The organism is Pseudomonas sessilinigenes (genome assembly GCF_003850565.1).
Taxonomy (GTDB): domain Bacteria; phylum Pseudomonadota; class Gammaproteobacteria; order Pseudomonadales; family Pseudomonadaceae; genus Aquipseudomonas; species Aquipseudomonas sessilinigenes.
This window is the reverse complement of sequence record NZ_CP027706.1, coordinates 1,917,922-1,941,308: the sequence shown is the minus strand read 5'-3', so window position 1 is coordinate 1,941,308 and position 23,387 is coordinate 1,917,922. Positions and strand designations below refer to the sequence as shown.

The 23,387-nt window shown below is 61.8% G+C and carries 24 protein-coding genes; 2 read left to right on the top strand and 22 right to left on the bottom strand.

The genetic code is table 11. The features are described from left to right. Positions 1-43: 43 nt before the first annotated feature. The 11 genes from C4K39_RS09210 to C4K39_RS09160 form a co-directional block, all read right to left on the bottom strand. The gene (locus C4K39_RS09210) at positions 44-1,030 is read right to left on the bottom strand and encodes a DNA polymerase III subunit delta' (protein WP_124346180.1); all 987 of its coding nucleotides are present in this window, start codon (positions 1,028-1,030) and stop codon (positions 44-46) included. Further along, positions 1,023-1,655, bottom strand: coding sequence for a dTMP kinase (gene tmk / locus C4K39_RS09205; RefSeq protein WP_124346179.1), 633 nt, complete (start codon positions 1,653-1,655; stop codon positions 1,023-1,025). The genes C4K39_RS09210 and tmk overlap by 8 nt, the downstream gene beginning before the upstream one ends. A 19-nt stretch (positions 1,656-1,674) precedes the next feature. After that, on the bottom strand, positions 1,675-2,844 hold the full coding sequence (mltG, locus tag C4K39_RS09200; RefSeq protein ID WP_124346178.1) for an endolytic transglycosylase MltG: 1,170 nt from the start codon (positions 2,842-2,844) through the stop codon (positions 1,675-1,677). A gap of 3 nt (positions 2,845-2,847) precedes the next feature. Further along, complete coding sequence (gene pabC / locus C4K39_RS09195) at positions 2,848-3,663, bottom strand: aminodeoxychorismate lyase (RefSeq protein WP_068577957.1); 816 nt, start codon at positions 3,661-3,663, stop codon at positions 2,848-2,850. Then, positions 3,663-4,907: a beta-ketoacyl-ACP synthase II gene (gene fabF / locus C4K39_RS09190; RefSeq protein ID WP_068577959.1), complete on the bottom strand. Its 1,245-nt coding sequence runs from the start codon at positions 4,905-4,907 to the stop codon at positions 3,663-3,665. Before fabF ends, pabC begins: the two co-directional genes overlap by 1 nt. A 110-nt stretch (positions 4,908-5,017) precedes the next feature. Beyond that, positions 5,018-5,254, bottom strand: coding sequence for an acyl carrier protein (acpP, locus tag C4K39_RS09185; RefSeq protein WP_004884578.1), 237 nt, complete (start codon positions 5,252-5,254; stop codon positions 5,018-5,020). A 195-nt stretch (positions 5,255-5,449) separates the two neighbouring features. After that, positions 5,450-6,190: a 3-oxoacyl-ACP reductase FabG gene (gene fabG, locus C4K39_RS09180; RefSeq protein ID WP_124346177.1), complete on the bottom strand. Its 741-nt coding sequence runs from the start codon at positions 6,188-6,190 to the stop codon at positions 5,450-5,452. A gap of 16 nt (positions 6,191-6,206) precedes the next feature. Then, positions 6,207-7,145 (bottom strand): ACP S-malonyltransferase, encoded by a 939-nt coding sequence (fabD, locus tag C4K39_RS09175; protein WP_124346176.1) that lies wholly within the window; start codon positions 7,143-7,145, stop codon positions 6,207-6,209. Positions 7,146-7,271: 126 nt separating this feature from the next. Beyond that, on the bottom strand, positions 7,272-8,282 hold the full coding sequence (gene plsX, locus C4K39_RS09170; RefSeq protein ID WP_083235822.1) for a phosphate acyltransferase PlsX: 1,011 nt from the start codon (positions 8,280-8,282) through the stop codon (positions 7,272-7,274). A 3-nt stretch (positions 8,283-8,285) separates the two neighbouring features. Beyond that, complete coding sequence (rpmF, locus tag C4K39_RS09165) at positions 8,286-8,468, bottom strand: 50S ribosomal protein L32 (protein WP_010447173.1); 183 nt, start codon at positions 8,466-8,468, stop codon at positions 8,286-8,288. 13 nt (positions 8,469-8,481) lie between these two features. Beyond that, positions 8,482-9,009, bottom strand: coding sequence for a YceD family protein (locus tag C4K39_RS09160; RefSeq protein ID WP_068577967.1), 528 nt, complete (start codon positions 9,007-9,009; stop codon positions 8,482-8,484). A 104-nt stretch (positions 9,010-9,113) separates the two neighbouring features. Here C4K39_RS09160 and C4K39_RS09155 point away from each other — a divergent pair, with 104 nt between their 5' ends. Continuing rightward, a complete protein-coding gene (locus C4K39_RS09155) occupies positions 9,114-9,692 on the top strand; it encodes a Maf family protein (RefSeq protein WP_124346175.1) in 579 nt (192 codons plus the stop codon). A gap of 51 nt (positions 9,693-9,743) precedes the next feature. Here C4K39_RS09155 and sppA read toward each other — a convergent pair whose 3' ends face one another. Genes sppA through rluC form a run of 3 tightly spaced genes read right to left on the bottom strand, consistent with a single transcriptional unit; the run spans position 9,744 to position 12,363 of the window. Next, entirely contained in the window at positions 9,744-10,733 is a 990-nt protein-coding gene (gene sppA / locus C4K39_RS09150) for a signal peptide peptidase SppA (RefSeq protein ID WP_124346174.1), read from the bottom strand. Positions 10,734-10,754: 21 nt separating this feature from the next. Then, positions 10,755-11,417 carry an HAD-IA family hydrolase gene (locus C4K39_RS09145; RefSeq protein WP_124346173.1) on the bottom strand — a complete coding sequence of 221 codons (663 nt, stop codon included), beginning with the start codon at positions 11,415-11,417 and terminating at the stop codon, positions 10,755-10,757. Continuing rightward, positions 11,407-12,363, bottom strand: coding sequence for a 23S rRNA pseudouridine(955/2504/2580) synthase RluC (gene rluC, locus C4K39_RS09140; RefSeq protein ID WP_068577974.1), 957 nt, complete (start codon positions 12,361-12,363; stop codon positions 11,407-11,409). Before rluC ends, C4K39_RS09145 begins: the two co-directional genes overlap by 11 nt. Positions 12,364-13,075: 712 nt before the next feature. On the opposite strand from rluC, the gene rne reads away from it, so the two are divergent. Beyond that, positions 13,076-16,273 carry a ribonuclease E gene (rne, locus tag C4K39_RS09130; protein WP_124346171.1) on the top strand — a complete coding sequence of 1,066 codons (3,198 nt, stop codon included), beginning with the start codon at positions 13,076-13,078 and terminating at the stop codon, positions 16,271-16,273. Positions 16,274-16,338: 65 nt separating this feature from the next. Here rne and C4K39_RS09125 read toward each other — a convergent pair whose 3' ends face one another. From C4K39_RS09125 to C4K39_RS09090, 8 genes are all read right to left on the bottom strand, one after another. Further along, positions 16,339-16,935: a nucleotidyltransferase family protein gene (locus tag C4K39_RS09125; RefSeq protein ID WP_068577979.1), complete on the bottom strand. Its 597-nt coding sequence runs from the start codon at positions 16,933-16,935 to the stop codon at positions 16,339-16,341. Further along, the gene (locus tag C4K39_RS09120; RefSeq protein WP_068577981.1) at positions 16,932-17,927 is read right to left on the bottom strand and encodes an XdhC family protein; all 996 of its coding nucleotides are present in this window, start codon (positions 17,925-17,927) and stop codon (positions 16,932-16,934) included. The genes C4K39_RS09125 and C4K39_RS09120 overlap by 4 nt, the downstream gene beginning before the upstream one ends. Then, positions 17,927-20,242 (bottom strand): xanthine dehydrogenase family protein molybdopterin-binding subunit, encoded by a 2,316-nt coding sequence (locus C4K39_RS09115; RefSeq protein ID WP_124346170.1) that lies wholly within the window; start codon positions 20,240-20,242, stop codon positions 17,927-17,929. The genes C4K39_RS09120 and C4K39_RS09115 overlap by 1 nt, the downstream gene beginning before the upstream one ends. After that, positions 20,239-20,709 carry a (2Fe-2S)-binding protein gene (locus tag C4K39_RS09110; protein WP_068577985.1) on the bottom strand — a complete coding sequence of 157 codons (471 nt, stop codon included), beginning with the start codon at positions 20,707-20,709 and terminating at the stop codon, positions 20,239-20,241. Before C4K39_RS09110 ends, C4K39_RS09115 begins: the two co-directional genes overlap by 4 nt. Positions 20,710-20,958: 249 nt before the next feature. After that, positions 20,959-21,978 carry a UDP-N-acetylmuramate dehydrogenase gene (gene murB / locus C4K39_RS09105; RefSeq protein ID WP_068577987.1) on the bottom strand — a complete coding sequence of 340 codons (1,020 nt, stop codon included), beginning with the start codon at positions 21,976-21,978 and terminating at the stop codon, positions 20,959-20,961. After that, positions 21,975-22,439, bottom strand: coding sequence for a low molecular weight protein-tyrosine-phosphatase (locus C4K39_RS09100; protein ID WP_068577989.1), 465 nt, complete (start codon positions 22,437-22,439; stop codon positions 21,975-21,977). Before C4K39_RS09100 ends, murB begins: the two co-directional genes overlap by 4 nt. After that, the gene (kdsB, locus tag C4K39_RS09095) at positions 22,439-23,203 is read right to left on the bottom strand and encodes a 3-deoxy-manno-octulosonate cytidylyltransferase (protein WP_124346169.1); all 765 of its coding nucleotides are present in this window, start codon (positions 23,201-23,203) and stop codon (positions 22,439-22,441) included. The genes C4K39_RS09100 and kdsB overlap by 1 nt, the downstream gene beginning before the upstream one ends. Further along, on the bottom strand, positions 23,200-23,385 hold the full coding sequence (locus C4K39_RS09090; RefSeq protein WP_056836870.1) for a Trm112 family protein: 186 nt from the start codon (positions 23,383-23,385) through the stop codon (positions 23,200-23,202). The genes kdsB and C4K39_RS09090 overlap by 4 nt, the downstream gene beginning before the upstream one ends. Positions 23,386-23,387: the final 2 nt, after the last annotated feature.

The following is a 23,387-nucleotide window of genomic DNA, read 5'->3' as shown; positions in this document are numbered from 1 at the left end:
GCGTTATCCGGCCGGGAACAGGTCTGATTCTAGGCGCCGCGCATCAGTTCCGGGTAGGCAGCGCCGCCCACTGGACCAACAACGCCTCCAACAACAGGACACGATTGAGATTGGCCTTGTTCAGGACCTTCTGCCGTTGGGCCAGGATCCAGTCCTGGATCTCCAGGACCCTGGCCTGGGGCGACTTCTGCGCCAGGTACTGCACCACCTTGCGCATATCAGCCAATCCCAGCCCGTCCTCGTCCTGGGTCAGTTGATAGCGCAGGGCCAGGTTCGACCAGTCACAGAACCAATCGAACAGCAGCAGCAAGGGAATGGCGTTCCAGGACTCGGCCAACTGGGTTGGCGACTGCTGTTGCTTGAGCAGCTTCTTCACCCCTTCCACTACCTGCGCACGCTGCTCACGAACGCCCTGGGCCTGCAATCCGGCGGCAGCCAGGGGCGAACCGGCAGCCAGGGTCAACAGCTCCACTCGCTCCTCTTCGCTGCATTCGGGCAAGGCTGTGGCCAGCCACTGCAGGCTCATAGCCTCGCTGGGCAACGGACAAGCCTGCTGCACGCAGCGGCTCTTGATGGTCGGCAACAACCGACTGGGCTGGTGGCTGACCAGCAACAGCACAGTGTCTCCGGAAGGCTCTTCAAGACTCTTGAGCAATGCGTTGGAAGCATTGATGTTCATCGCCTCCACAGGCTCGATCAGCACCACCTTGCGACCACCCAACTGCGCGGTCTGGACCACGAAACTCACCAGCTCGCGCACCTGGTCGACCTTGATCGCCTTGTCCGCCTCTTCGGGCTCCAGGATGTAGTTGTCCGGATGGCTGCCCGCCTGCAGCAGCAGGCAGGACTTGCATTGCCCACAGGCGTCCAGCCCTTGTGGCTTCTGGCACAGCAAGCGCGCCATCAGGCGCTCGGCCAGGGCTCGCTTGCCGATCCCCGCAGGGCCATGCAGGAGATAGGCATGGGCATGCTGGGTACGCCCGGCCAATTGCTGCCAGAGGCTCGCCTGCCAGGGAAAGACGTCAGCCACGGGCGCGCTCCAGCAAGCGAGGCAACAGGGCATCCAGGGATTGCTGGACCTGGGCCAGGGGCTGCGCCGCGTCGACCAGGAAGTAACGTTGCGGGGCGCCAGCAGCGCGCTTGAGGAACGCCTCGCGGACCTTCTGGAAAAAAGCCTGCCCTTCCAGCTCGAAGCGATCCAGGCGACCACGGGCACTGGCCCGCGCCAGGCCAACCTCTACCGGCAGATCGAAGACCAGGGTCAAGTCCGGCCGCAGCTCGCCCTGGACGAAATCCTCCAGGGCCTCGATCCGCTCGAGGCTCAAGCCACGCCCCGCGCCCTGGTAGGCGTAGGTGGAGTCGGTGAACCGGTCACAGAGCACCACCGCACCACGGGCCAGTGCGGGACGGATCACCGTCGCCAGGTGCTGGGCACGGGCCGCGAATACCAGCAGCAGTTCCGTATCGCTGTTCATGACCTCGTCAGCCGGGGTCAGCAGCACGTCACGGATACGCTCGGCCAGGGGAGTACCACCGGGCTCGCGAGTCAGCACGACCTCGATGCCTGCGGCGCGCAAGCGCTCGGCAAGGTACTCACGATTGGTGCTTTTGCCCGCGCCTTCCGGGCCTTCCAGAGTAATAAACAAGCCTGTCACGGGCAGTCCTTGATCAAATTCATTGTGGGCTTTTCGGGGCGGGTTCGGGCTCGCCAGCTGCTGGAGCCGCCAGCGGGGTCGATGGCGCTTGCTCAGCCTCGCCCCCTGCGCCACCAGCCGCCGGGGTTCCGGCCTCCGAAGTTGCCGGGGCGCTCGCAGGTGCCGGACTGGAACGGTAATCGGCACGCCGCTTGAGTTGAAACTCGCGCACAGCACTGTTGTGGGCGTCCAGGTCGTCGGAGAAGACATGGCTGCCATCTCCCCTTGCAACAAAGTACAGGCTCTTGCCCGCCACCGGATTAAGCGCAGCGTGAATCGCCTCGCGCCCCACCATGGCAATCGGCGTCGGTGGCAGACCGGCATTCACGTAGGTGTTGTAGGGCGTGGACTCTTTCAAGTGCGCCCGGGTCAGCTTGCCGGTGTAACGCTCGCCGAGACCATAGATCACCGTTGGATCGGTCTGCAGCAGCATGCCAATTTGCATTCGACGCACGAATACTCCAGCGATCTGCCCGCGCTCCTGGGGTACGCCGGTTTCCTTTTCCACCAGCGACGCCATGATCAGCGCCTGGTAGGGATCACTGTAGGGTGCATCGTCGGCCCGCTTGCTCCACTCCTTGGCCAGCACCTCGTCCAGACGGACGTAGGCTTTTTCCAGAAGCTCGGCATCGGTCATGCCACGAACAAAACGATAGGTGTCGGGAAAGAAGCGCCCCTCGGGAAACACCCCGGCATGCCCAAGCTTGTCCATCACCTGGCTGTCGCTGAGGCCTGCCAGGGTCTGCTGCAGTTTGTCGCTCTTGGCCAGGGCGTTGCGAACCTGGCGGAAGTTCCAGCCCTCCACCAGGGTCAGGCTGTACTGCACGACCTCGCCCCGTTGCCAGACCCCGATCAGCCCCTCGGCCGTCATCCCCGGAGTCATGCGGTACTCGCCACTGTGCAGAGGTTGGTTAGGCAGATTGAAACGCCAGTACAAGCGCAACCAGAAGGCATCCTCGATGACACCGTCGGCTTGCAAGCGATTGAAGGTACCGGTGGGAGTGGAGCCTGCAGGAACATCCAGCAACTGCTCCTGGCTCAGGTTCAGCGGTTGCTCAAGGGCCGAGTGCAACTTCCAGGCACTTGCACCCAACAGCAGCCCTGCCAGGACCAGTCCGGTTTCCAGCAGGAGCAATAATTTACGTCTCACGAATCAAGCATCCAGTAGTGCGCGGGTAATGCCCTGCAGTTTACGGGTGAGCGGTCCTGCCGACCAGCGCATCCCGGCGCAGCACAGTACCGGCCAGATGCCATAGACACTGTTGCAGACAAAGACTTCATCAGCCTGGTGCAACTGCTCGAGACTGATGTCGGTGATCGCTACGGGAATGCCTTGCAGCTGGGCCTGGGCGAGGATTTCGCCGCGCATCACCCCGGCCACGCCACAACGGCTCAGATCCGCCGTCAGTAGCTGCCCTCCAGCGACCAGGAACAGATTGCTGAACACGCCCTCGATCACGTGCCCGGCGCCATCGAGCATCAGGCCTTCGGCGTGGTCACTGTCGCGCCATTCGGCTCGGGCCAGGACCTGCTCCAGGCGATTGAGATGCTTGAGACCAGCCAGCAAGGGCTGCTCGGACAAGCGCGTGGTGCAAGGAAACAGCTGAACCCCTTGTGCGGCATGGGCCGCCGGGTAGGCCGGCAAGGCACCGCCCTGGAGGATCCGCCGCGCCGGCGCCGCAGGATCGGCCGCGTAGCCCCGCAGGCTATCGCCCCGGGTCAGGATCAGCTTGAGTACCCCTTCGCCCAGGGCTTGGGCATAGGCCAGCACTTCGCTGCGCACCAGCTCCGGATCCGTCACCAGGGCCAGGCGCCGGCAGCCTTCGGCCAGACGCTGCAAGTGCCGCTCGAGCAGCAGCGGCTTGCCGGATCTGACGGCGATGGTCTCGAACAGACCATCGCCGTAGGCCAGGCCACGGTCCTTGAGCGACAGAGCGTCAGCCGGACGACCGTCGACCCAGCTGTGCATCACTCGGAAAACCGACGGAATACCAGGGAGCCGTTGGTCCCACCAAAACCGAAGGAGTTGGACAGCACGACATCGATATCCATGCTGCGCGCAGTGTGCGGCACGAAATCCAGGTCGCAGCCTTCGTCCGGCTCATCCAGGTTGATGGTGGGCGGTGCGACCTGGCTATTGATCGCCAGCACGCTGAAGATCGCCTCGATCGCCCCGGCGGCACCCAACAGGTGGCCAGTCATGGACTTGGTGGAACTGACCGCGAGCTTGTAGGCGTGGTCGCCGAACACACTCTTGATCGCTTCGGCTTCCGCCAGGTCACCAGCAGGCGTCGAAGTACCATGGGCATTGATGTACTGCACCTGATCGGCATTGATCTTCGCGTCGCGCAGGGCGTTGGCGATGCAGCGAGCTGCACCGGCGCCGTCTGCGGGCGGTGAAGTCATGTGATAGGCGTCGCCGCTCATGCCAAAGCCGATCAACTCGGCATAGATGGTGGCGCCGCGCGCCTTGGCATGCTCCAGCTCCTCCAGGACCAGGGCTCCGGAGCCGTCAGACAGCACGAAACCATCACGCCCCTTGTCCCATGGACGGCTGGCGCGGGTGGGCTCGTCGTTGCGAGTCGACAGTGCACGGGATGCCCCGAAGCCGCCCATGCCCAGGCCGCAAGCAGCCATCTCGGCGCCGCCGGCAATCATCACGTCGGCTTCGCCGTAAGCAATATTGCGCGCAGCCATGCCGATGCAGTGGGTACCCGTGGTACACGCCGTGGAAATGGCGTAGTTCGGCCCCTGGAGCCCCAGGTGAATGGACAGGAAGCCGGAAATCATATTGATGATCGAACCGGGCACGAAGAACGGGGAAATCCGCCGCGGGCCGGAATCGTGCAAGGTGCGGCTGGTTTCCTCGATATTGGTCAGACCGCCAATACCCGAGCCCATGGCCACGCCAATGCGATCACGGTTGGCGTCGGTGACTTCCAGGCCCGCATTGCGTACCGCCTGGAATCCGGCCGCCAGGCCGTATTGAATGAACAGGTCGAGCTTGCGGGCCTCTTTGGCCGACAGGTACTCCTCGACATTGAAGCCCTTTACCGAGCCGCCAAAACGGGTGGAATAGGCAGAAAGGTCGGTGTGTTCGATCAGACCGATGCCACTTTGGCCAGCCAGAATGCCCTGCCAGCTGCTCGGTACATCAGTACCCAGTGGCGACAACATACCCATACCGGTGACTACGACGCGTCTACGCGACACAGCACTCTCCTTTTTCTAATGACGACGCTTTGCATCAGGCCTAAAGAAAAAACCGCACGCCGTGACGGCAGTGCGGTTTTTCCATGACAGCAAAAGACGACTACAAACGATTAAGCCTGGTGGCTGTTAACGTAGTCGATAGCTGCTTGAACGGTAGTGATCTTCTCAGCTTCTTCGTCAGGAATTTCGGTCTCGAATTCCTCTTCCAGAGCCATCACCAGCTCAACGGTGTCAAGGGAGTCGGCACCCAGGTCTTCAACGAAGGAAGCGGTGTTAACAACTTCTTCTTCTTTAACGCCCAGTTGCTCAGCAACGATTTTCTTGACGCGCTCTTCGATGGTGCTCATACCTTGTTTTCACTCCTAATGGACAAATTCAGGCAGCTGGCCAGTGGGTAAGTGTATAGAAAGGCTTTTCAGCTTTTCAACCGAAAGCTTTACCCTCAAACCCGTTGGCCATCTGCCTATAAATAGATTGCAGCTTTATAACGGATTTTAGACAGCTCGTATGACATTTTTTTGAAGCAATCCGTCACATTTGACTCACATGTACATCCCGCCGTTGACCGGGATTGTAGCCCCAGTAACGTATGCCGCACCGTCGGAGGCCAGGAAAGCGACCACTTGCGCGATCTCTTGGGCCTGCCCCAGACGACCCAGCGGAATCTGTGCCTGCAGGGCTTCACGCTGCGCTTCTGGCAGCTCACGGGTCATATCGGTATCGATAAAACCGGGAGCGACCGCGTTCACGGTGATCGACCTTGAACCCACTTCTCGCGCCAGGGCGCGGCTGAAACCTTCCAGGCCAGCCTTGGCGGCGGCGTAGTTTACTTGGCCTGCGTTACCCATGGCACCCACAACCGAACCAATATTGATGATTCGGCCCCAGCGAGCCTTGGTCATGCCGCGCAGTACACCCTTGGACAGGCGATACAGACTATTGAGGTTGGTATCGACCACGTCGTACCACTCGTCGTCTTTCATCCGCATCATCAGGTTGTCGCGGGTAATACCGGCATTGTTCACCAGGATAGCCGGTGCACCGAACTGCTCGGTGATGCTGGCCAGCACCGCAGCCACGGATTCATTGCTGGTGACATTGAGTTCCAGGCCAGTGCCCTGGACACCATTTTCCTTGAGGGTCGCGGCGATACGCTCGGCACCCGAGGCAGAAGTGGCAGTGCCCACGACAATAGCGCCCATACGCCCCAGCTCAAGGGCGATAGCCTGGCCGATACCGCGGCTGGCGCCGGTCACCAGTGCAACTTTACCTTGCAGACTCATGCAAGCTTCTCCTAGTTCAGGCCAACTCTGCGCGCGCGGCAGCGAAAGCTTCTGGGGTATTCAGGTTAGAGGTCGCCACACCTTCGGCGCAGCGCTTGTTGAGGCCGGCCAGGACCTTGCCCGGACCACACTCGACCAATTGGGTAGCACCGCTGGCTGCCAGGGTCTGCACCGACTCGACCCAACGAACCGGCTTGTACAACTGCTCCAGCAAGTCACGCTTGAGGGTATCCAGATCCACTGCCACTGCGGCGCTGACGTTCTGCACCAGCGGGATCTGTGGCGCCTGCCAGTTGATCGCTGCGATCGATTCGGCAAAACGCTCAGCCGCCGGACGCATCAACTCACAGTGAGATGGCACGCTGACCGGCAAAGGCAGGGCGCGCTTGGCGCCACGCGCCTTGCAGCCTTCGATGGCACGATCCACCGCCGCCTTGGCACCGGCAATTACAACCTGGCCCGGAGAGTTGTAGTTCACCGCGCTAACCACTTCACCCTGGGCAGCTTCATTACAGGCCGCCACCACATCGGCATCATCCAGGCCAAGAATCGCGGCCATGCCGCCCTGGCCTGCCGGCACAGCTTCCTGCATCAGCTGGCCACGGCGTTCCACCAGCTTGACCGCTTCAGCCAAAGTCAGGCTACCAGCGGCAACCAGCGCGCTGTATTCGCCCAGGCTGTGACCGGCAACGAAAGCCGGCCGCGCACCACCCTCAGCCAGCCATACGCGCCAAAGGGCGATAGAGGCGGTGAGGATCGCAGGCTGAGTCCTGTCGGTTTGATTGAGCAGCTCTTGCGGACCCTCCTGGGTCAGTGCCCAAAGGTCGTAGCCCAAAGCATCGGAGGCTTCTTTGAAAGTATCGAGGACCAACGGGTACTGCGCGCCCAGCTCGGCCAACATGCCGAGGGACTGCGAGCCCTGCCCTGGAAAGACGAATGCGAGGGATGCAGACATGTAACAAGCCCCTAATGATCTTGTCGTCGAAGAATTGACGTCACACCGCGGTGGACGCAAGAAACTGACAGTTGGATGGCCAATTGAACTGAGCGGTCACATTTAAGCATTTCAAGAGCCAAACGCCTAAAGCAGCAAGTCTTCAAGACGCCCATGCAGGCGACGCGGCAGATCTTCCTGGATCTCGATCAGCGCTCGTTGAATCGCACTTTGGAACCCCTGGACCCCAGCCGAACCGTGGCTTTTCACCACAATACCCTGCAGCCCGAGAAAGCTTGCGCCGTTGTGCCGGGCCGGTGCCAGATCGGCCTGCAATCGCCGCATCAACGGCAACGCCAGCGCCCCCACAGCCCTGGACAGCAGGCTGCGCCTGAACAAGGCCTCGATACGGGATGAAATCATGGTGGCCAAGCCCTCACTGGACTTGAGCAGGATGTTGCCGACGAATCCGTCGCACACCACCACGTCGGCCTCACCACGATACAGCCCGTCGCCCTCGACGAACCCTATGTAGTTCAAGCCACGGGCCTGCTGCAAAAGGCTCGCTGCAAGCTTGACCTGCTGATTACCCTTGATGTCCTCGGTGCCGATATTCAGCAAGGCCACCCGGGGACGAGCGATGCCCAGGGTTTGCGCCGCAACCGAGCCCATGATGGCGAATTGCAACAGATGCTCGGCGCTGCAATCGACGTTGGCCCCCAGGTCGAGTAATTGGCAGTAGCCACGCTGAGTGGGAATGGCAGCCACCATCGCCGGGCGATCGATACCGGGCAGGGTCTTGAGTACGTAGCGCGACAGCGCCATGAGCGCCCCGGTATTACCGGCACTGACACAAGCCTGGACCTTTTCCTCGCGCAACAGCTCAAGCGCCACCCGCATCGAAGAATCGGGCTTGCCACGCAGGGCCTGGGAGGGTTTCTCGTCCATGGTGACCACCTCGCTCGCAGGGGTAATCGTCAGGCGCGAGCGATCCACAGCCGGCTGGCCAGATAACAGTTCTTCAAGGAGGGAGGGTTGACCCACAAGGGTCAGGTGCAACGAGGGGGTAGCAGAAAGGCAAGCAATACTGGCCTGAACAATGCTGCGGGGACCGAAGTCCCCGCCCATTGCGTCAATCGCGATGACTTGAGCGGACAAGGATTACTCGTCAGCGCCCTTGTCGATCACTTTACGACCACGGTATACGCCTTCTGGCGATACGTGGTGACGCAGGTGAACTTCACCAGTGGTTTTTTCTACGGACAGAGCGCTAGCCTCGAGAGCATCGTGGGAACGACGCATGTCACGGGCAGAGCGGGATTTTTTGTTCTGCTGAACAGCCATAATTGATTAACTCCTAAACGTTTGGGTCACGCTTTAACTGCGCCAATACACTGAACGGGTTGGACCGCGTTACCTCGTCCTCGCTCGGCTCGGGCTCGTCGAGCCCGTCCGGCTGCTGGCATTCTTCCGGATGATGAGCAGGCACGATTGGCAGGGCAAGCAAAAGCTCTTCCTCGATCAACGCCTGCAGATCCAAAGGATCCTCGCCCAGTTCCAGCACGTCATAACCTTTCGGCAACGACTGGGTATTTGCACCCTCTTTCACCACCGCGTAACTGCATTCGCTGTGGATCGGCAGGGTGACCAGCTCAAGACAACGCTGGCAAACCATTTTGACTTCGACGTCGATAGAACTGTGGATAACCACAGACTTACGCTCGTCGCGCTCGAAAACGAATTTGGCCTGCACCGTACCGACGTTGTCGGAAAGCGGGTCGCAGAGTCTCTCCAAATCGGCCAGCAGCACCTCACCCTCAAGGGTAGTGCCACGATCAGCCAATTTGCGCGGGTCAACGTGAGATGGAATCGGGTCATTCAACATAGGCGCAGCATTATAGGGATGCCCCCAGCCATGTCAAAGGAAATTCAGCCCTGTCCGTCACTTGTCCGCCCGGCTAGAATCTCCGGCCTGTCCAGGAGATGTGCATGCTGCCTTTATTACTCGCCTCAAGCTCGACCTACCGCCGGGAACTACTGTCCCGCCTGCAACTCCCCTTCACCTGCGCTTCCCCGGACATCGACGAAAGCCATCGCCCAAACGAGAGTGCCACGGAGCTGGTCAAGCGCCTGGCCGAGGAAAAGGCCCGGGCACTTGCCAGCAGCCATCCGACGCACCTGATCATCGGCTCGGACCAGGTCGCCGTGCTGGGCGAGAGAATCATCGGCAAGCCCCATACTTTCGCCAAGGCCCGCCAGCAACTCCTGGATGCCAGCGGCAAGAGCGTGACCTTCCTGACCGGGCTCGCCCTACTGAACAGCCAGACCGGCCAATGCCAGGTGGACTGCATCCCCCTCAAAGTCAACATGCGTCAACTCAACAGCCAGCGCATCGAACGCTACCTGCACGCCGAACAGCCGTTTGACTGTGCCGGCAGCTTCAAGGCCGAAGGCCTCGGAGTGAGCCTCTTTCAAAGCACCGAAGGCTGCGACGCTACCAGCCTGATAGGCCTGCCATTGATCCGCCTGATAGACATGCTGCTGGCCGAAGGTGTGGAAATCCCCTGACCAGACAGCAAAAAGCCGGCATTCAAGCCGGCTTTCATTCAACACCCAAGATCAGCGCAAGACCGGCCCCTGAAAGCCCATCCACATCGCGATCCGCTCAGCCATGCTGGTACCGAGCCTCTTGGAGAAACGATCGAGCGGCGACTCCTGGACGGTGAAGTCCACCAGTTCTTTTTCGCCGATCACATCGCGCGCAACCGAACTGGTACTCCCCAAACCATCGATCAACCCCAACTGCAGAGCCTGCTCCCCCGACCACACCAAGCCAGAGAACAGCTCGGGATGCTCCTTGTCCTTGAGACGCTCACCCCGCCCCTGCTTGACGCTGGCAATGAACTGGCGATGAGTGGTGTCCAGCACCCCCTGCCAGAACTGGGTCTCTTCAGGCTTTTGCGGCTGGAACGGATCGAGGAACGACTTATGCTCGCCAGAGGTATAGGTTCGACGCTCGACCCCCAGCTTCTCCATGGTCCCGACAAAACCATAACCGGCCGCTGTCACTCCGATCGAGCCCACCAGACTGGCCTTATCGGCATAGATCTGATCAGCAGCACTGGCAATGTAGTAAGCGCCAGAAGCCCCCAGATCGGAAATGACCGCATAGACCTTGGTGTCCTTATGCAGCGCACGCAATCGACGGATTTCATCATAGACATAACCGGACTGGACCGGACTGCCGCCAGGACTGTTGATCCGCAGGACGATCCCCTTGACCTTGGGGTCGTCAAACGCATTGCGCAGGCTACCGACAATATTGTCCGCACTGGCGGACTCCTTGTCCGCGATCACGCCAACCACATCGATCACCGCGGTATAGCTGCCGCCACGGGCAGCATTTTTTTCCATGCTCATCAGCGGCGTGAACAATGCCAACGCCAAGATCAGGTACACGAAGGTCAGCAACTTGAAAAAAATCCCCCAGCGTCGTGAGCGACGCTGCTCCTGGACACCAGCCAGCAAGGTTTTCTCCAACAGCTTCCAACTCTTGTCATCGACACCTTCTGCACTGGAGCCGTTTGGTGCTTTCCATTCGTCGGTCATGCGTAACACCCCAACAACAAATTAACCGGCACCCTGGCCAAGCCAGGCGTGCAACTGAGGAAAATGATCGATGGATAGGCGCGGCTCAAGCGCCTGCAACGCCTCGATAGGCTGGGCACCATAGCTCACAGCAACCGAGTCCATACCAGCATTGCGCGCCATCAACAGGTCAAAGGACGAATCGCCGACCATCAAAGCCTGGCGCGGCCCCACACCACAATGAGCAAGGATTTCCTCCAGCATCAGCGGATGCGGCTTGCTGGCCGTCTCATCGGCAGCCCGGGTGATATCGAAGTACCCTTCCCAGCCATGGGCTTTCAGCACCCGATCCAGGCCGCGTCGCGCCTTGCCGGTCGCGACAGCCAGCCGATACCCCTCGACCCGCAAGGCCTCGAGCGACTGAACGACCCCGGCAAACAGCGGCGAAGGCTCTGCATCAAGCGCGATGTAGTGATCAGCGTAGTGCTGGCGAAAGACCATCAACTGCCTGTCATCGATCTCGGGATACAGCGTCCGGATCGCCTCTGGCAAACCCAGCCCGATGATGCCCTTGACGGCCGAATCATCACACCGGGGAAAACCAGAACGATCAGCGGACACATGCATCGACTCGACAATCCGACCGATGGAGTCCGCCAGGGTGCCATCCCAATCGAAGATCAGCAGTTGGTAATCAGGGTGCACTCAGGCGCTCCACGGTCTTGGCCCACATCTCGTCCACCGGGGCCTGCAACTTCAATTCGCCACCGTCGGGTAGCGGTACCGTCAGCATGTAGGCATGCAGGAACAGTCGCTTGCCGCCCAGGTCACGGATTTCCCGAGTGAAGTCGTCGTCGCCGTACTTGCTGTCACCGGCGATGCAGTGCCCGGCATGCAGCGTATGTACACGAATCTGGTGAGTACGACCGGTTACCGGCTTGGCTTCGACCATGGTGGCAAAATCACCGAAACGACGCAGGACCTTGAATACCGTCAAGGCCTCCTTGCCCTCCTCATTGACCTCCACCATGCGCTCCCCGGAACGCAGGTTGCTCTTGAGCAGCGGTGCACGCACCTGCTTCAGGCTAGTAGCCCAATGCCCACGGACCAGCGCCATGTAGCGCTTGTCCACGCCATCGCCACGCAATGCAGCATGCAAGTGGCGCAACATGCTGCGCTTCTTAGCGATCATCAGCAGGCCGGAGGTATCACGATCGAGCCGATGCACCAGCTCAAGCTCCTTGGCATCCGGACGCAACTGACGAAAGGCTTCGATCACCCCGAAGTTCAGGCCACTACCGCCATGTACGGCAATGCCAGCGGGCTTGTTGATCACAATCAGCGCCTTGTCCTCGAAGACGATCGCCGCTTCAAGGCGTTGCAACAGCCCTTGGGCCAGGGGCACCGGCTCGTCGCGCTCAGGCACGCGCACCGGTGGCACGCGCACGATGTCCCCTTCCTGCAACTTGTACTCAGGCTTGATTCGCCCCTTGTTCACTCGCACTTCGCCTTTGCGCAAAATGCGGTAGATCAAGGTCTTAGGCACGCCTTTGAGTCGAGCGAGAAGAAAATTGTCAATACGTTGGCCGGCATATTCCGGCGAGACCTCAAGCATTTGGACGCCTGGGGTCGAGGGGGCAGTAGTCGTCATGGGGCGGATAATAACAATTTTTATGGATTTGAAGCACTTAATGATTACTGCTATAGTCGCGAACGCCGCCAAAAGCGGCTGGACAGAGGAAGAGCGGCAAACAGCCGGCCCTGACCAACGCAATTCATAAGGACGCAAGGCCGTCCTACGCAGCTCTCGCTATATAACGGAAGAGTTGGACGCTGTAACAAGCGCAGGTGACATGAGGCCTGAAACCCTAGAAAGCAGAGTGCTAACTCGCCTTCTACGCAGCGATTAACGGCCAGTTCACAAAGTGCAGTCAGCAACTGAAACCTCCGAGCAAGAACTGCGGAAACAACGCCTTAGCCATAATGCGTGATCTCCCCTTCGGAGCTCACGGTAAATGCCAACCCGCTGCAGATTCTGCGCGCGGCAGCACCCGAATTATCAGGGATACGTGTAGGGTGGAGATGCACAACCGTCGGACTGTGTAGCATTAGGCTTTATCAAGACGCTTCATCCCGTCCACAGTTATCGGTTGATTCCTCCTCCTGACAGACTTTTGCTTAAGCGGTGCCTTAGTCACCACAGCAAGCAGGACGCGTGAGTCGCGACTTCGTCCCAGTCACTGACGGGACGGACCTCGCTAGACACTCGAGTGGTCACCCACTCCTGACGCACCTGACACCGACCGTGAGAAGTCGTGTGTGCCGAACGCCGTTTCCGGCAGCCCGGAAACCGACGGTACTACATGAAAAGAATGCTGATTAACGCAACTCAACCCGAAGAGTTGCGTGTTGCCCTGGTAGATGGCCAGCGCCTCTACGACCTGGACATCGAGTCCGGTGCTCGCGAGCAGAAAAAAGCCAACATCTATAAAGGCCGTATCACTCGCATCGAACCTAGCCTCGAGGCTGCCTTTGTCGACTTCGGCTCTGAGCGCCATGGCTTCCTGCCCCTCAAAGAAATCTCCCGCGAATACTTCAAGAAAGCCCCCGAAGGCCGCGTCAATATCAAGGACGTGCTGAGCGAAGGCCAGGAAGTCATCGTCCAGGTCGAGAAAGAAGAGCGTGGCAACAAGGGCGCTGCCCTCACCACCTTCATCAGCCTGGCCGGTCGCTACCTGGTCCTGATGCCGAACAACCCACGGGCAGGTGGCATCTCCCGCCGCATCGAAGGTGAAGAGCGCAACGAACTGCGCGAAGCGCTGAACGGCCTGGTGGCTCCTGCCGACATGGGCCTGATCGTCCGCACCGCCGGCCTGGGTCGCAGCAGCGAAGAAATGCAGTGGGACCTGGACTACCTACTGCAACTCTGGACCGCTATCAAGGAAGCGTCCCAGGACCGTTCCGCACCATTCCTGATCTACCAGGAAAGCAACGTCATCATCCGCGCGATCCGCGACTACCTGCGCCAGGACATCGGCGAAGTGCTGATCGACAGCGTCGAAGCCCAGGACGAAGCCCTGACCTTCATCCGCCAGGTGATGCCGCAATACGCCAGCAAGATCAAGCTGTACGAAGACAGCGTACCGCTGTTCAATCGCTTCCAGATCGAAAGCCAGATCGAGACCGCCTTCCAGCGCGTGGTCGAACTGCCTTCCGGCGGCTCCATCGTCATCGACCCGACTGAAGCCCTGGTGTCCATCGACATCAACTCGGCTCGCGCCACCAAAGGCAGCGACATCGAAGAAACCGCCCTGCAGACCAACCTGGAAGCAGCGGAAGAAATCGCTCGCCAACTGCGCCTGCGTGACATCGGTGGCCTGATCGTCATCGACTTCATCGACATGACCCCAGCCAAGAACCAGCGTGCCGTGGAAGAAAAAGTCCGCGAATGCCTGGAAGCCGACCGTGCCCGCGTGCAGATCGGCCGCATTTCGCGCTTCGGCCTGCTGGAGATGTCCCGCCAACGCCTGCGTCCATCCCTGGGCGAAAGCAGCGGCATCGTCTGCCCACGCTGCAGCGGCACCGGCATCATCCGTGACGTCGAGTCCCTGTCCCTGGCGATCCTGCGCCTGATCGAAGAAGAAGCCCTGAAGGACCGCACCGCCGAAGTCCGCGCTCAAGTGCCAATTCCGGTTGCCGCCTTCCTGCTCAATGAAAAACGCAACTCGATCACCAAGATCGAACTGCGTACCCGGGCCCGTATCGTCATCCTGCCGAACGACCATCTCGAGACGCCGCACTTCGAAGTTCAGCGCCTGCGCGATGACAACCCGGATGCCAACACCAACCAGTCCAGCTACGAGATCGCCGCTGCCGCTGCCGAGGCCGAGGAGGTTCAACCAGCCGCCGCGACCCGCACCCTGGTCCGCCAGGAAGCCGCAGTGAAGACGGCTCCGGCCCGCGCCAACGCCCCGGTTCCAACCGAAGCCGCGGCCCCGGTCGCCGCTCCAGCCCCAGTCGCCGAGCCAAGCCTGTTCAAAGGCCTGGTCAAGTCCCTGGTCAGCCTGTTCGCGACCAAGGAAGAGCCAGTAGCTCCAGCTGTAGTCGAGAAGCCGGTAACCGAGCGACCTGCCCGCAACGAAGAGCGTCGCAACGGTCGCCAGCAGAGCCGCAATCGCAACGGTCGTCGCGATGAAGAGCGCAAGCCTCGCGAAGAGCGTGCTCCACGTGAAGAACGCGCCCCACGCGAAGAACGCCAGCCACGTGAACTGCGCGAAGCCCGCGAGGAAGCGCCAACCACCGCTCGTGAAGAGCGCCAGCCACGTGCTCCGCGTGAAGAACGCCAGCCGCGCCCCCCACGTGAAGAACGCAAGCCACGCGGCGAGCGTGAAGAGCGTGTGCGCGAACTGCGCGAGCCACTGGACGCTGCTCCAGCGGTAGCTGCCGCAACCGCCGCCGTGGTTGCCGAAGAACGTCCGGCCCGCCAGCCTCGTGAAGAGCGCCAGCCACGCCAGCCACGCGAAGAACGCCAGCCACGCACTGAGCAGGCTCAAGCCGCGGCTGCCAGCGAAGAAGAAGTGCTGCCGAACGAAGAGCAACTGCAGGAAGAAGGCCAGGACAACGCCGATGGCGAGCGTCCACGCCGTCGTTCCCGCGGCCAGCGCCGTCGCAGCAATCGTCGCGAGCGCCAGCGTGATGCCAACGGCAACGTGATCGAAGGCTCGGAAGAAAATACCGAAGAGCCAAGCAGCGACGACCTGGCTGCCGGTCTTGCGGTCACCGCCGCCGTTGCCAGCACCACCATCAGTGCCAGCGCCGAAGCCGAGGCTCACCAGCAAGCCGAGCGTGCGACTGCTGCCGTGGAAGAAAAAGCCCCTGAAGCACCAGTAGTTGAAGCCACCACCCCGGTAGAAGCTCCAGCAGCCCCAGCGGTCGAAGTGGCTCCAGTAGTCGAAGAGCAGCCAAAGGTTGAAGTGGTCACCGAGCCTGCCGTGGTAGTCCAAGCCCAGCCAGTGGTCGCCGAACAGCCGGTAGCCGAACCGATCGCCCAGCCAGTGGTTGAAGAAAAGGCCATCGAGCCTGCCCAGGAAGCCCCGGCACCAGCTCCGGTGGCCGAACCGGTAGTCGTCGAACAGCCCGTGGTTGCCCAGCAGCCAGCTCAAGTCGAGGAGCCAGCTCCGGTTGCAGCCCCCGTAGCTGTCGAAGCACCAGCTCCAGTGGTTGAGGCTACCCCAGCCAGCGCCCTGACCAGCAACGGCCGCGCCCCGAACGACCCACGTGAAGTGCGTCGCCGCAAGCGTGAAGCCGAGCGCCTGCAGAAGGAAGCCGAACTGGCCGCCGCTACCGCTTCGACTGAAGCCGAAGTGACTGCCGAGCCTGCTCCGGTAGAAGCGCCAGCCGTGATCGAGACGGCACCACAAGCTGTCGAGGTCGTTGAGGCGACTCCGGTAGCCGAGCCTGCGATCGAGCAGCCTGCCCCAACAGACGAGGAAGCACCTCGCGCTGTCGAGCACGTTGCACATGCCGAGAAAGAGCAGCACGAGCCTAAACCCCTCGCCTGATTCCACCGGCCAATGAAAAAGCCCCGCCCGGGTAACCGGGCGGGGCTTTTTCATGCCTGCATCATTTAACCACCTCGATAGAACAGCGCCTCCGGCAAGTCCACATCCCAGGTCACCCCAGGATCCGTCACCGGCACCTCGACCACTTGGCCCGAAGCGAACAGAGGGCGAGCACCACGATCACCGGACAGTCCCCGCAACGCGTTGCCATAAGATCGACCAAACCCCACCGGATGACCAAGCTCGGCCCCTAGACGCGGAACACTGATGCTCTCCTCGGTCAATGCATCGATCAGCTGGCCAGCAGTATCGGGCAGGATAAAGGGCATATCCCCCAACCAGATCATCCAACCATTGGCATCGGCACAAGCAGCCACTGCCACAGCCAGGCTATGCCCCATCCCCATGGACTCCAGCAACAGCACCTGGCAACCGTAGGCATGCGCCAGTTCCACCACCTGCGGTCGATCCGGCGTGGTCACCAGCACTCGTCGCTCAACCTGCACCGGCACATTCACCAGCACCTGTTCCAATACGGGACGCATTACCCCGTCACGACCACGGCACGGCGCCAGCAACTTGTCCTTCTCAGCTCCGGCCATCTGACGAAAGCGCGTGCCCTGCCCCGCCGCCAGGATGATTGCACAGGGCCGCTCGTTCACTTCACCGTCTCCACCACCCGCGCCGGCAGCTTCTTCTGCAACAGCTCGACGCCATTCTTGAGCGCAACGATTTCCGCCAGCAGCGACAAGGCAATCTCTGCCGGTGTGTGGCTGCCGATGTGCAACCCGACAGGTCCGTGCAAGCGCTCGATGGACTGCGCCGACAGGCCCAGCAACGCCAGGTTGTCCCGGCGTTTCTGGCTGTTGGCCCGGGACCCCAGGGCGCCCACATAAAATGCCCGGGAGTCCAGTGCCGTCAGCAACGCCATGTCATCCAGGCGCGGATCATGGGTCAGGGCCACCACCGCCGTGCGCTCGTCGGGCTCGATGCTCAGCACGGCATCGTCAGGCATTCCTGCGACGAACCGCCCATCCTGTGCTTCCCAACCGTGTACAAACTCCTGGCGCGGATCGCAGATCAGTACTTCGAAATCCAGCAGGCGCGCCATCTGCGCCACATAGCGTGACAGTTGCCCGGCACCGATCAGCAACAAGCGCCAGCGCGGCCCATAGATTGCTCGCAGGATCACCCCATCAAACGCCAGTTCATCACTGCGACTCGCCGCTTTGAGCAGCACCTCTCCAGTGCGCAGGTCCAGCTCCCTGGCCACGATCTGGTGCGCCTGGCAACGTTCGAGCAGCTCGGCGACCCAGGCCGGATCCCCAACCCGCTCCTCGGTCAGGCGCAAGGTTCCCCCGCAGGGCAAGCCGAAACGCGCCGCCTCCTCCAGGGTCACGCCATAGGTCACCAGTTGCACCGGTGGCCCATCCGGCAGCAGGCGCCCATCTCCCAGGCGAGTGATCAGGTCGTCCTCGATGCAGCCACCGGACACCGAGCCGATCACCACGCCATCGTCGCGCAGGGCCAACATGGCCCCGGGCGGTCGCGGCGCACTGCCCCAAGTCTGGACCACGCTGTACAGCACTACCGCGTGCCCGGCACGCCGCCACTCCAGGACGCTACGCAGGACATTCAGGTCGACGCTGTCCATCAAGCGCTCGCCTGTTGCCAGCCCTGCAACTGGTAACGCACCGGCAGGCTACGGATACGCTTGCCAGTGGCGGCGAAGATCGCGTTGCACAACGCCGGGGCAATCGGTGGCACGCCGGGTTCCCCCACACCGCCCAGCGGCACCTCGCCAGGTGGCGTCACCAGATGCACCTGGACCTCCCGGGGCGCCAGGGACATGCGCGCCACTTCGTACATATGGAAATTGTCCTGCTGGACCTTGCCATCCTTGAAGCTGATTTCCCCCAGCACCGCATTGCCCAGCCCCATGACGCAGGCCCCTTCGAACTGCGAGCGGATGCGCTCAGGATTGATCTGCGGACCACAATCCACGGCAATGTCGGCCTTGTGCACAATCAAGGTGCCATCCGCCTTGACCTCCACCTCGATCACCGCCGCCACATAAGTCACGAAGCTGTAGTGCACCGCCAGCCCCAGGCCACGCCCCTTGGGCAACTCACGGCCCCAGCCAGCGGCTTTCGCCGCGGTTTCCAGTACCGTACGCAGGCGCCCGGTATCGATGGGGTAGCGCTCGGGGGACTCGCCGTAGTTCCACTCCTCGCTCAAGGTCCGCGGATCGATCTTCCGATCCGGCCCCAGCAACCGCAGCTGATACTTCAACGGATCCTCGCCGGCCTTGTGGGCCAGCTCATCAACAAAACTCTGGATCGCGAAACCGTGGGGAATGTTCGAGACCGAGCGATACCAGCCAACCCGGGTATGGGCCGCCGCCTCCGGGTTCTCCAGTCGCACATTGGGGATCGCATAGGCCATGTTGGTGAAACCCATGCCCAGTTCGAAGGCCGCCTCATGGTTCATGCCCGGGGCGAACAACGCGGTGATGCTCGGTGCCACGGTGCGATGCAGCCAACCCGCGGGCATGCCGTCCTTGTTCAGCCCGGCCTTGAGGTACTCGGCCGACACGGTATGGAAGTACGAGTGGTGGATGTCGTCCTCACGAGTCCATTGCACCCGTACCGCCTTGCCGGGAAAAGCCTTGGCCAGGACCGCCGCCTCGAGAATGAAGTCGGGCTTGGACTTGCGGCCGAAACCACCACCCAGCAATGTCACGTTCACCGTGACCTGATCGAAACCGATGCCCAGGCGCTCGGCAATCCGCTCACGGGTCACCTGTGGTGCCTGGCTCGGCGCCCAGGCTTCGCAGCGCCCCTCCTGGAAACGCGCCACCGCCACCATCGGCTCCATGGGTGCCTGGGCCAGGTGTGGCAAGTAATAGGTAGCCTCCAGGCTGCTGTCGGCGCCACCCAGGGCCCCATCGATATCGCCGGTGCTGCGCACCACCTTGCCCGGCTTCTGCGCGGCCGCTTCCAGCTCCTTGCGATACTCGATGGAGTTGTAGCTGGCGTTGGCCCCATCATCCCATTCGATCTTCAAGGCATCGCGCCCCTTGATCGCCGCCCAGGTATTGCTCGCCACCACCGCCACTCCGCCCAAAGGCTGGAACTCCGAAGGCAATGGGCGACTGTCGATGGGGATTACCTTGATCACACCCGGTACTTTCAGTGCAGCGCTGTCGTCCACGGACTTGACCTTGCCGCCATACACTGGCGGCCGCGCCACCGTAGCGAAGAGCATGCCTTCGAAGTGCACGTCGGCGCCGTACACCGCACGGCCATTGACGATGTCCTCGCCATCGATCGCCCGGGTCGCTTCCTTGCCGATGTACCGAAACTGCGACGCCGTCTTCAGGCGCAAGCTGTCCCGCGCCGGTACCGCCAGGGCCCCGGCAGCCACAGCCAGGTCGCCATAGCCCAGCTCCCGCCCGCTGGGCTGGTGGACCACCTTGTGCAGCTGCGCCCGGCATTCCGCCAGTGGCACTTGCCACTGCGCGGCAGCCGCCTGCTCCAGCATGGTCCGCGCGGCGGCGCCACAACGGCGCATGGGCTCGAACCAATGGCGCATGCTGCGCGAACCATCGGTGTCCTGATTGCCATAGCGCGCTTCGTCACCTGGCGCCTGCTTGACCTTGACCCGGGCCCAATCGGCCTCCAGCTCATCAGCCACCACCATGCTCAGACTGGTGCGCACGCCCTGGCCCATTTCCGAGCGATTGCAGATCACCGTCACCGTACCGTCGGCGTCGATGCTGACATAGACCTTGGGATCGTCGACCCAGCCATGGGGCATGCCTTCGGCACCGAACTTCTTGTCCTCGGCAAACGCATCCTGCCAACCCCAGCTAGCAGCCAGCACCAGGGCACCGGTGGCGCCCACGCCCTTGAGGAACCCCCGGCGACTGAGGTTGTTCAGTGTGAAATCACTAGGCAAGCGGTTCATGCCTTGGCCTCCTGCAAGTGAGTGGAGGCCTGGCGGATCGCGGTCTTGATCCGATTGTAGGTACCGCAGCGACAGATATTACCGAGCATCGCTTCTTCGATCTGTTCATCGCTGGGATTGGGATGGGTCTTGAGCAGCGCAGTCGCAGACATGATCTGGCCACCCTGGCAGTAACCGCACTGGGCCACCGCAGTATCGAGCCAGGCTTGCTGAACCACCTTACCTACCGGGTCATTGTGCAGGTTGTCGATGGTGCTGACATTCTTGCCCAGGACCGAGCCTACGGGGGTAATGCAACTGCGTGCCGGATCACCATCGATATGGATGGTACAGGCGCCGCACAGGCCCATGCCGCAGCCGAACTTGGTACCGCTATAGCCGATCACATCGCGAATGGCCCATAACAGGGGCATGTCCTCGGTGACGTCCAGGGGGTGATCTTGACCATTGAGCTTAAGGGTAATCATGGGCACGCCCGCATTCTGTAGGGTGATGGGGTCGAGCCATCTGTCGCGCGGCACCGCGATCGCGGGGCACGCAGATCGGCTCAGGCTAATCGGGCTCTCTTATGAAGACAGGGCTTCAACGGGCCTTTCAGGGATAACAAAAGCACATTCTTAGCCTGCTAAGTTAAGCCCTAATTAAAAAAAAAGCCTTGCCCGAACGTCAGCCGGGCAAGGCCTTGTGATCATGGCTGGCAATAGCGCCAGCCGCACTTAGTAGAGATTGGGCTCCATCTCCAGCTCGACCTGGAAGCGCTCGGCGATATCTCGTTGAATCCGCCGTGCCAGCTCCAACAGCTGCTGCCCCGTGGCGCTGCCATAGTTGACCAGTACCAGGGATTGCAGGCGATGAACTCCGGCGTCGGCTTCGCGAAAGCCCTTCCAGCCCGCTTGCTCGATCAACCAGCCGGCAGCCAGCTTCACCTGCCCGTCCGCCTGTGGATAACCCACCAACCCCGGGTGAGCCTGGCGGATCTGCTCCGCCAGCCCTGCCGGTACCACCGGATTCTTGAAGAAACTGCCCGCGTTCCCCAGCACCGCCGGATCAGGCAGCTTCTCGCTGCGGATGCTGCAGATCGCACGACTGACATCACGGGCATCGGGCTGCTCGACCCCCTGCTCGCTCAAGCGCTGGCGCACCGGACCGTACTCCAGGTGCAAATGCCCGGCCCGACTCAGGGCAAAGCGCACCCGCAGGATCAACCAGCGACCGGCCTCACGCTTGAACAGGCTGTCGCGATAGGCGAACTGGCATTGCTCCAGGTCGAAGTCCCGCAGCTCCCCGGTCTGCCGGTCGAGCGCCGTGAGGCCGGCGAATACATCCTTGATCTCGACGCCGTAGGCACCGATGTTCTGCATTGGCGCGGCACCGACGGTACCGGGGATCAGACTGAGGTTCTCCAACCCGGACAACCCCTGCTCCAGCGTCCACTGAACAAAGGGATGCCAGGTCTCCCCTGCCTCGGCCTCTACCACCACCCGCTGCCCGTCATCGCTGAGCAGGCGGATGCCACGGCTGGCCATGCGCAGCACCAGGGCCTGGATATCCTGGGTCAGCAGCAGATTGCTGCCACCGCCGATCACCAACAGTGGCACCTGGTGCTCACGGCTATAGGCCAGCGCCTCACGGACATCTGCATCGTCGTGGGCCTGGGCGAACAACTGGGCCTTGACCTCGACCCCGAAGCTGTTGAACGGCTTGAGGGATACATCGGACTGGACATGCAGGCTCATAACCGCCCCTTCAATTCGATCACCAGGCGATCGCAGGCCGCCTCGATCAGGTCCAGCACTTCCTCGAAGCCCTTTTCCCCGTCGTAGTATGGGTCTGGCACCTCGTCGCGCACCGCCTCGTAGCGCCGCAGGAACAGGTCCAGCTCAGCCTTGCCCAAAGCAGGCTGCAAGGCCTTGAGATTGCGCAGGTTGCTGTGATCCATGGCGAGGATCAGGTCATAGCGCGAGAAGTCGGCGCTGCCGACCTGCTGCGCCCGTTGTGCCGACAGGTCATAGCCACGCTGCAGCGCCGCCCGTTGGCTACGGGTGTCCGGCGCCTTGCCGACATGCCAGTCGCTGGTACCGGCGGATGCGACCTGCACCTGCTCTGCAAGGCCGGCCTCGCGCAACTTGTGGCGCAACACGCCTTCGGCGGTGGGCGAACGGCAGATATTGCCCAGGCAGACGAAAAGGACCTGCATCAAGCCTCCAGCAAGCGCCGGACGCGCTCCAGGTCTTCTGCGGTATCCACGCCGGTGGGCGGTGCTTCGAGGGCATCGGCTACATGAATCCGCACGCCGTGCCACAGGGCCCGCAGCTGCTCCAGGGACTCGGTATTCTCCAACCAGCAAGGCCCCCAGCTGACGAAGTCGTGAAGGAAGCCAGCCCGGTACGCGTAGATGCCGATATGGCGGCGATAAGGCACGCCGGCCGGCAGCTCGTCGCGATTGCGGGCAAAGGCGTCCCGAGCCCAGGGCAAGGTCGAACGGCTGAAGGTCAAAGCCAGGCCATTGAGGTCGCTGACCACCTTGACCACATTGGGGTTGAACAGGGTCTGTGCATCCTCGATCGGCTCGGCCAAGGTGGCCATGCGCGCTTCGGGATGGCCAGCCAGGTTGGCGGCTACCTGGTCGATCACCGCCGGCGGGATCAGCGGCTCGTCGCCCTGGACGTTGACTACGATGGCGTCTGCCGCCAGGCCCAGTTGGCTGGCGACTTCCGCCAGGCGATCAGTACCGGAGTTGTGGTCTTCACGGGTCAGCAGCGCCTCGGCACCAAAGCCCCGGCAAGCGTCGACGATGCGCTGATCGTCAGTGGCCACGACCACACGCTCGGCGCGACTCTTGCTGGCCTGCTCCCAGACCCACTGGATCATCGGCTTGCCGGCGATCAGTTGCAGCGGTTTGCCTGGCAGGCGGGTGGAAGCAAAACGTGCCGGGATAACGACGGTGAAGGCGCTGGTCATTTCTCCAGGCGCTCCTCGGCGGTCAGGGTGCGAGCTTCGCTCTCCAGCATGACCGGAATGCCATCGCGAATCGGGTAGGCCAGGCCGGCTCCCTTGCTGATCAGCTCGGTCTTGTCGGCGCTGAGTTTGAGAGGGCCTTTGCAGATCGGGCAGGCCAGGATGTCGAGCAGTTTGGTGTCCATGA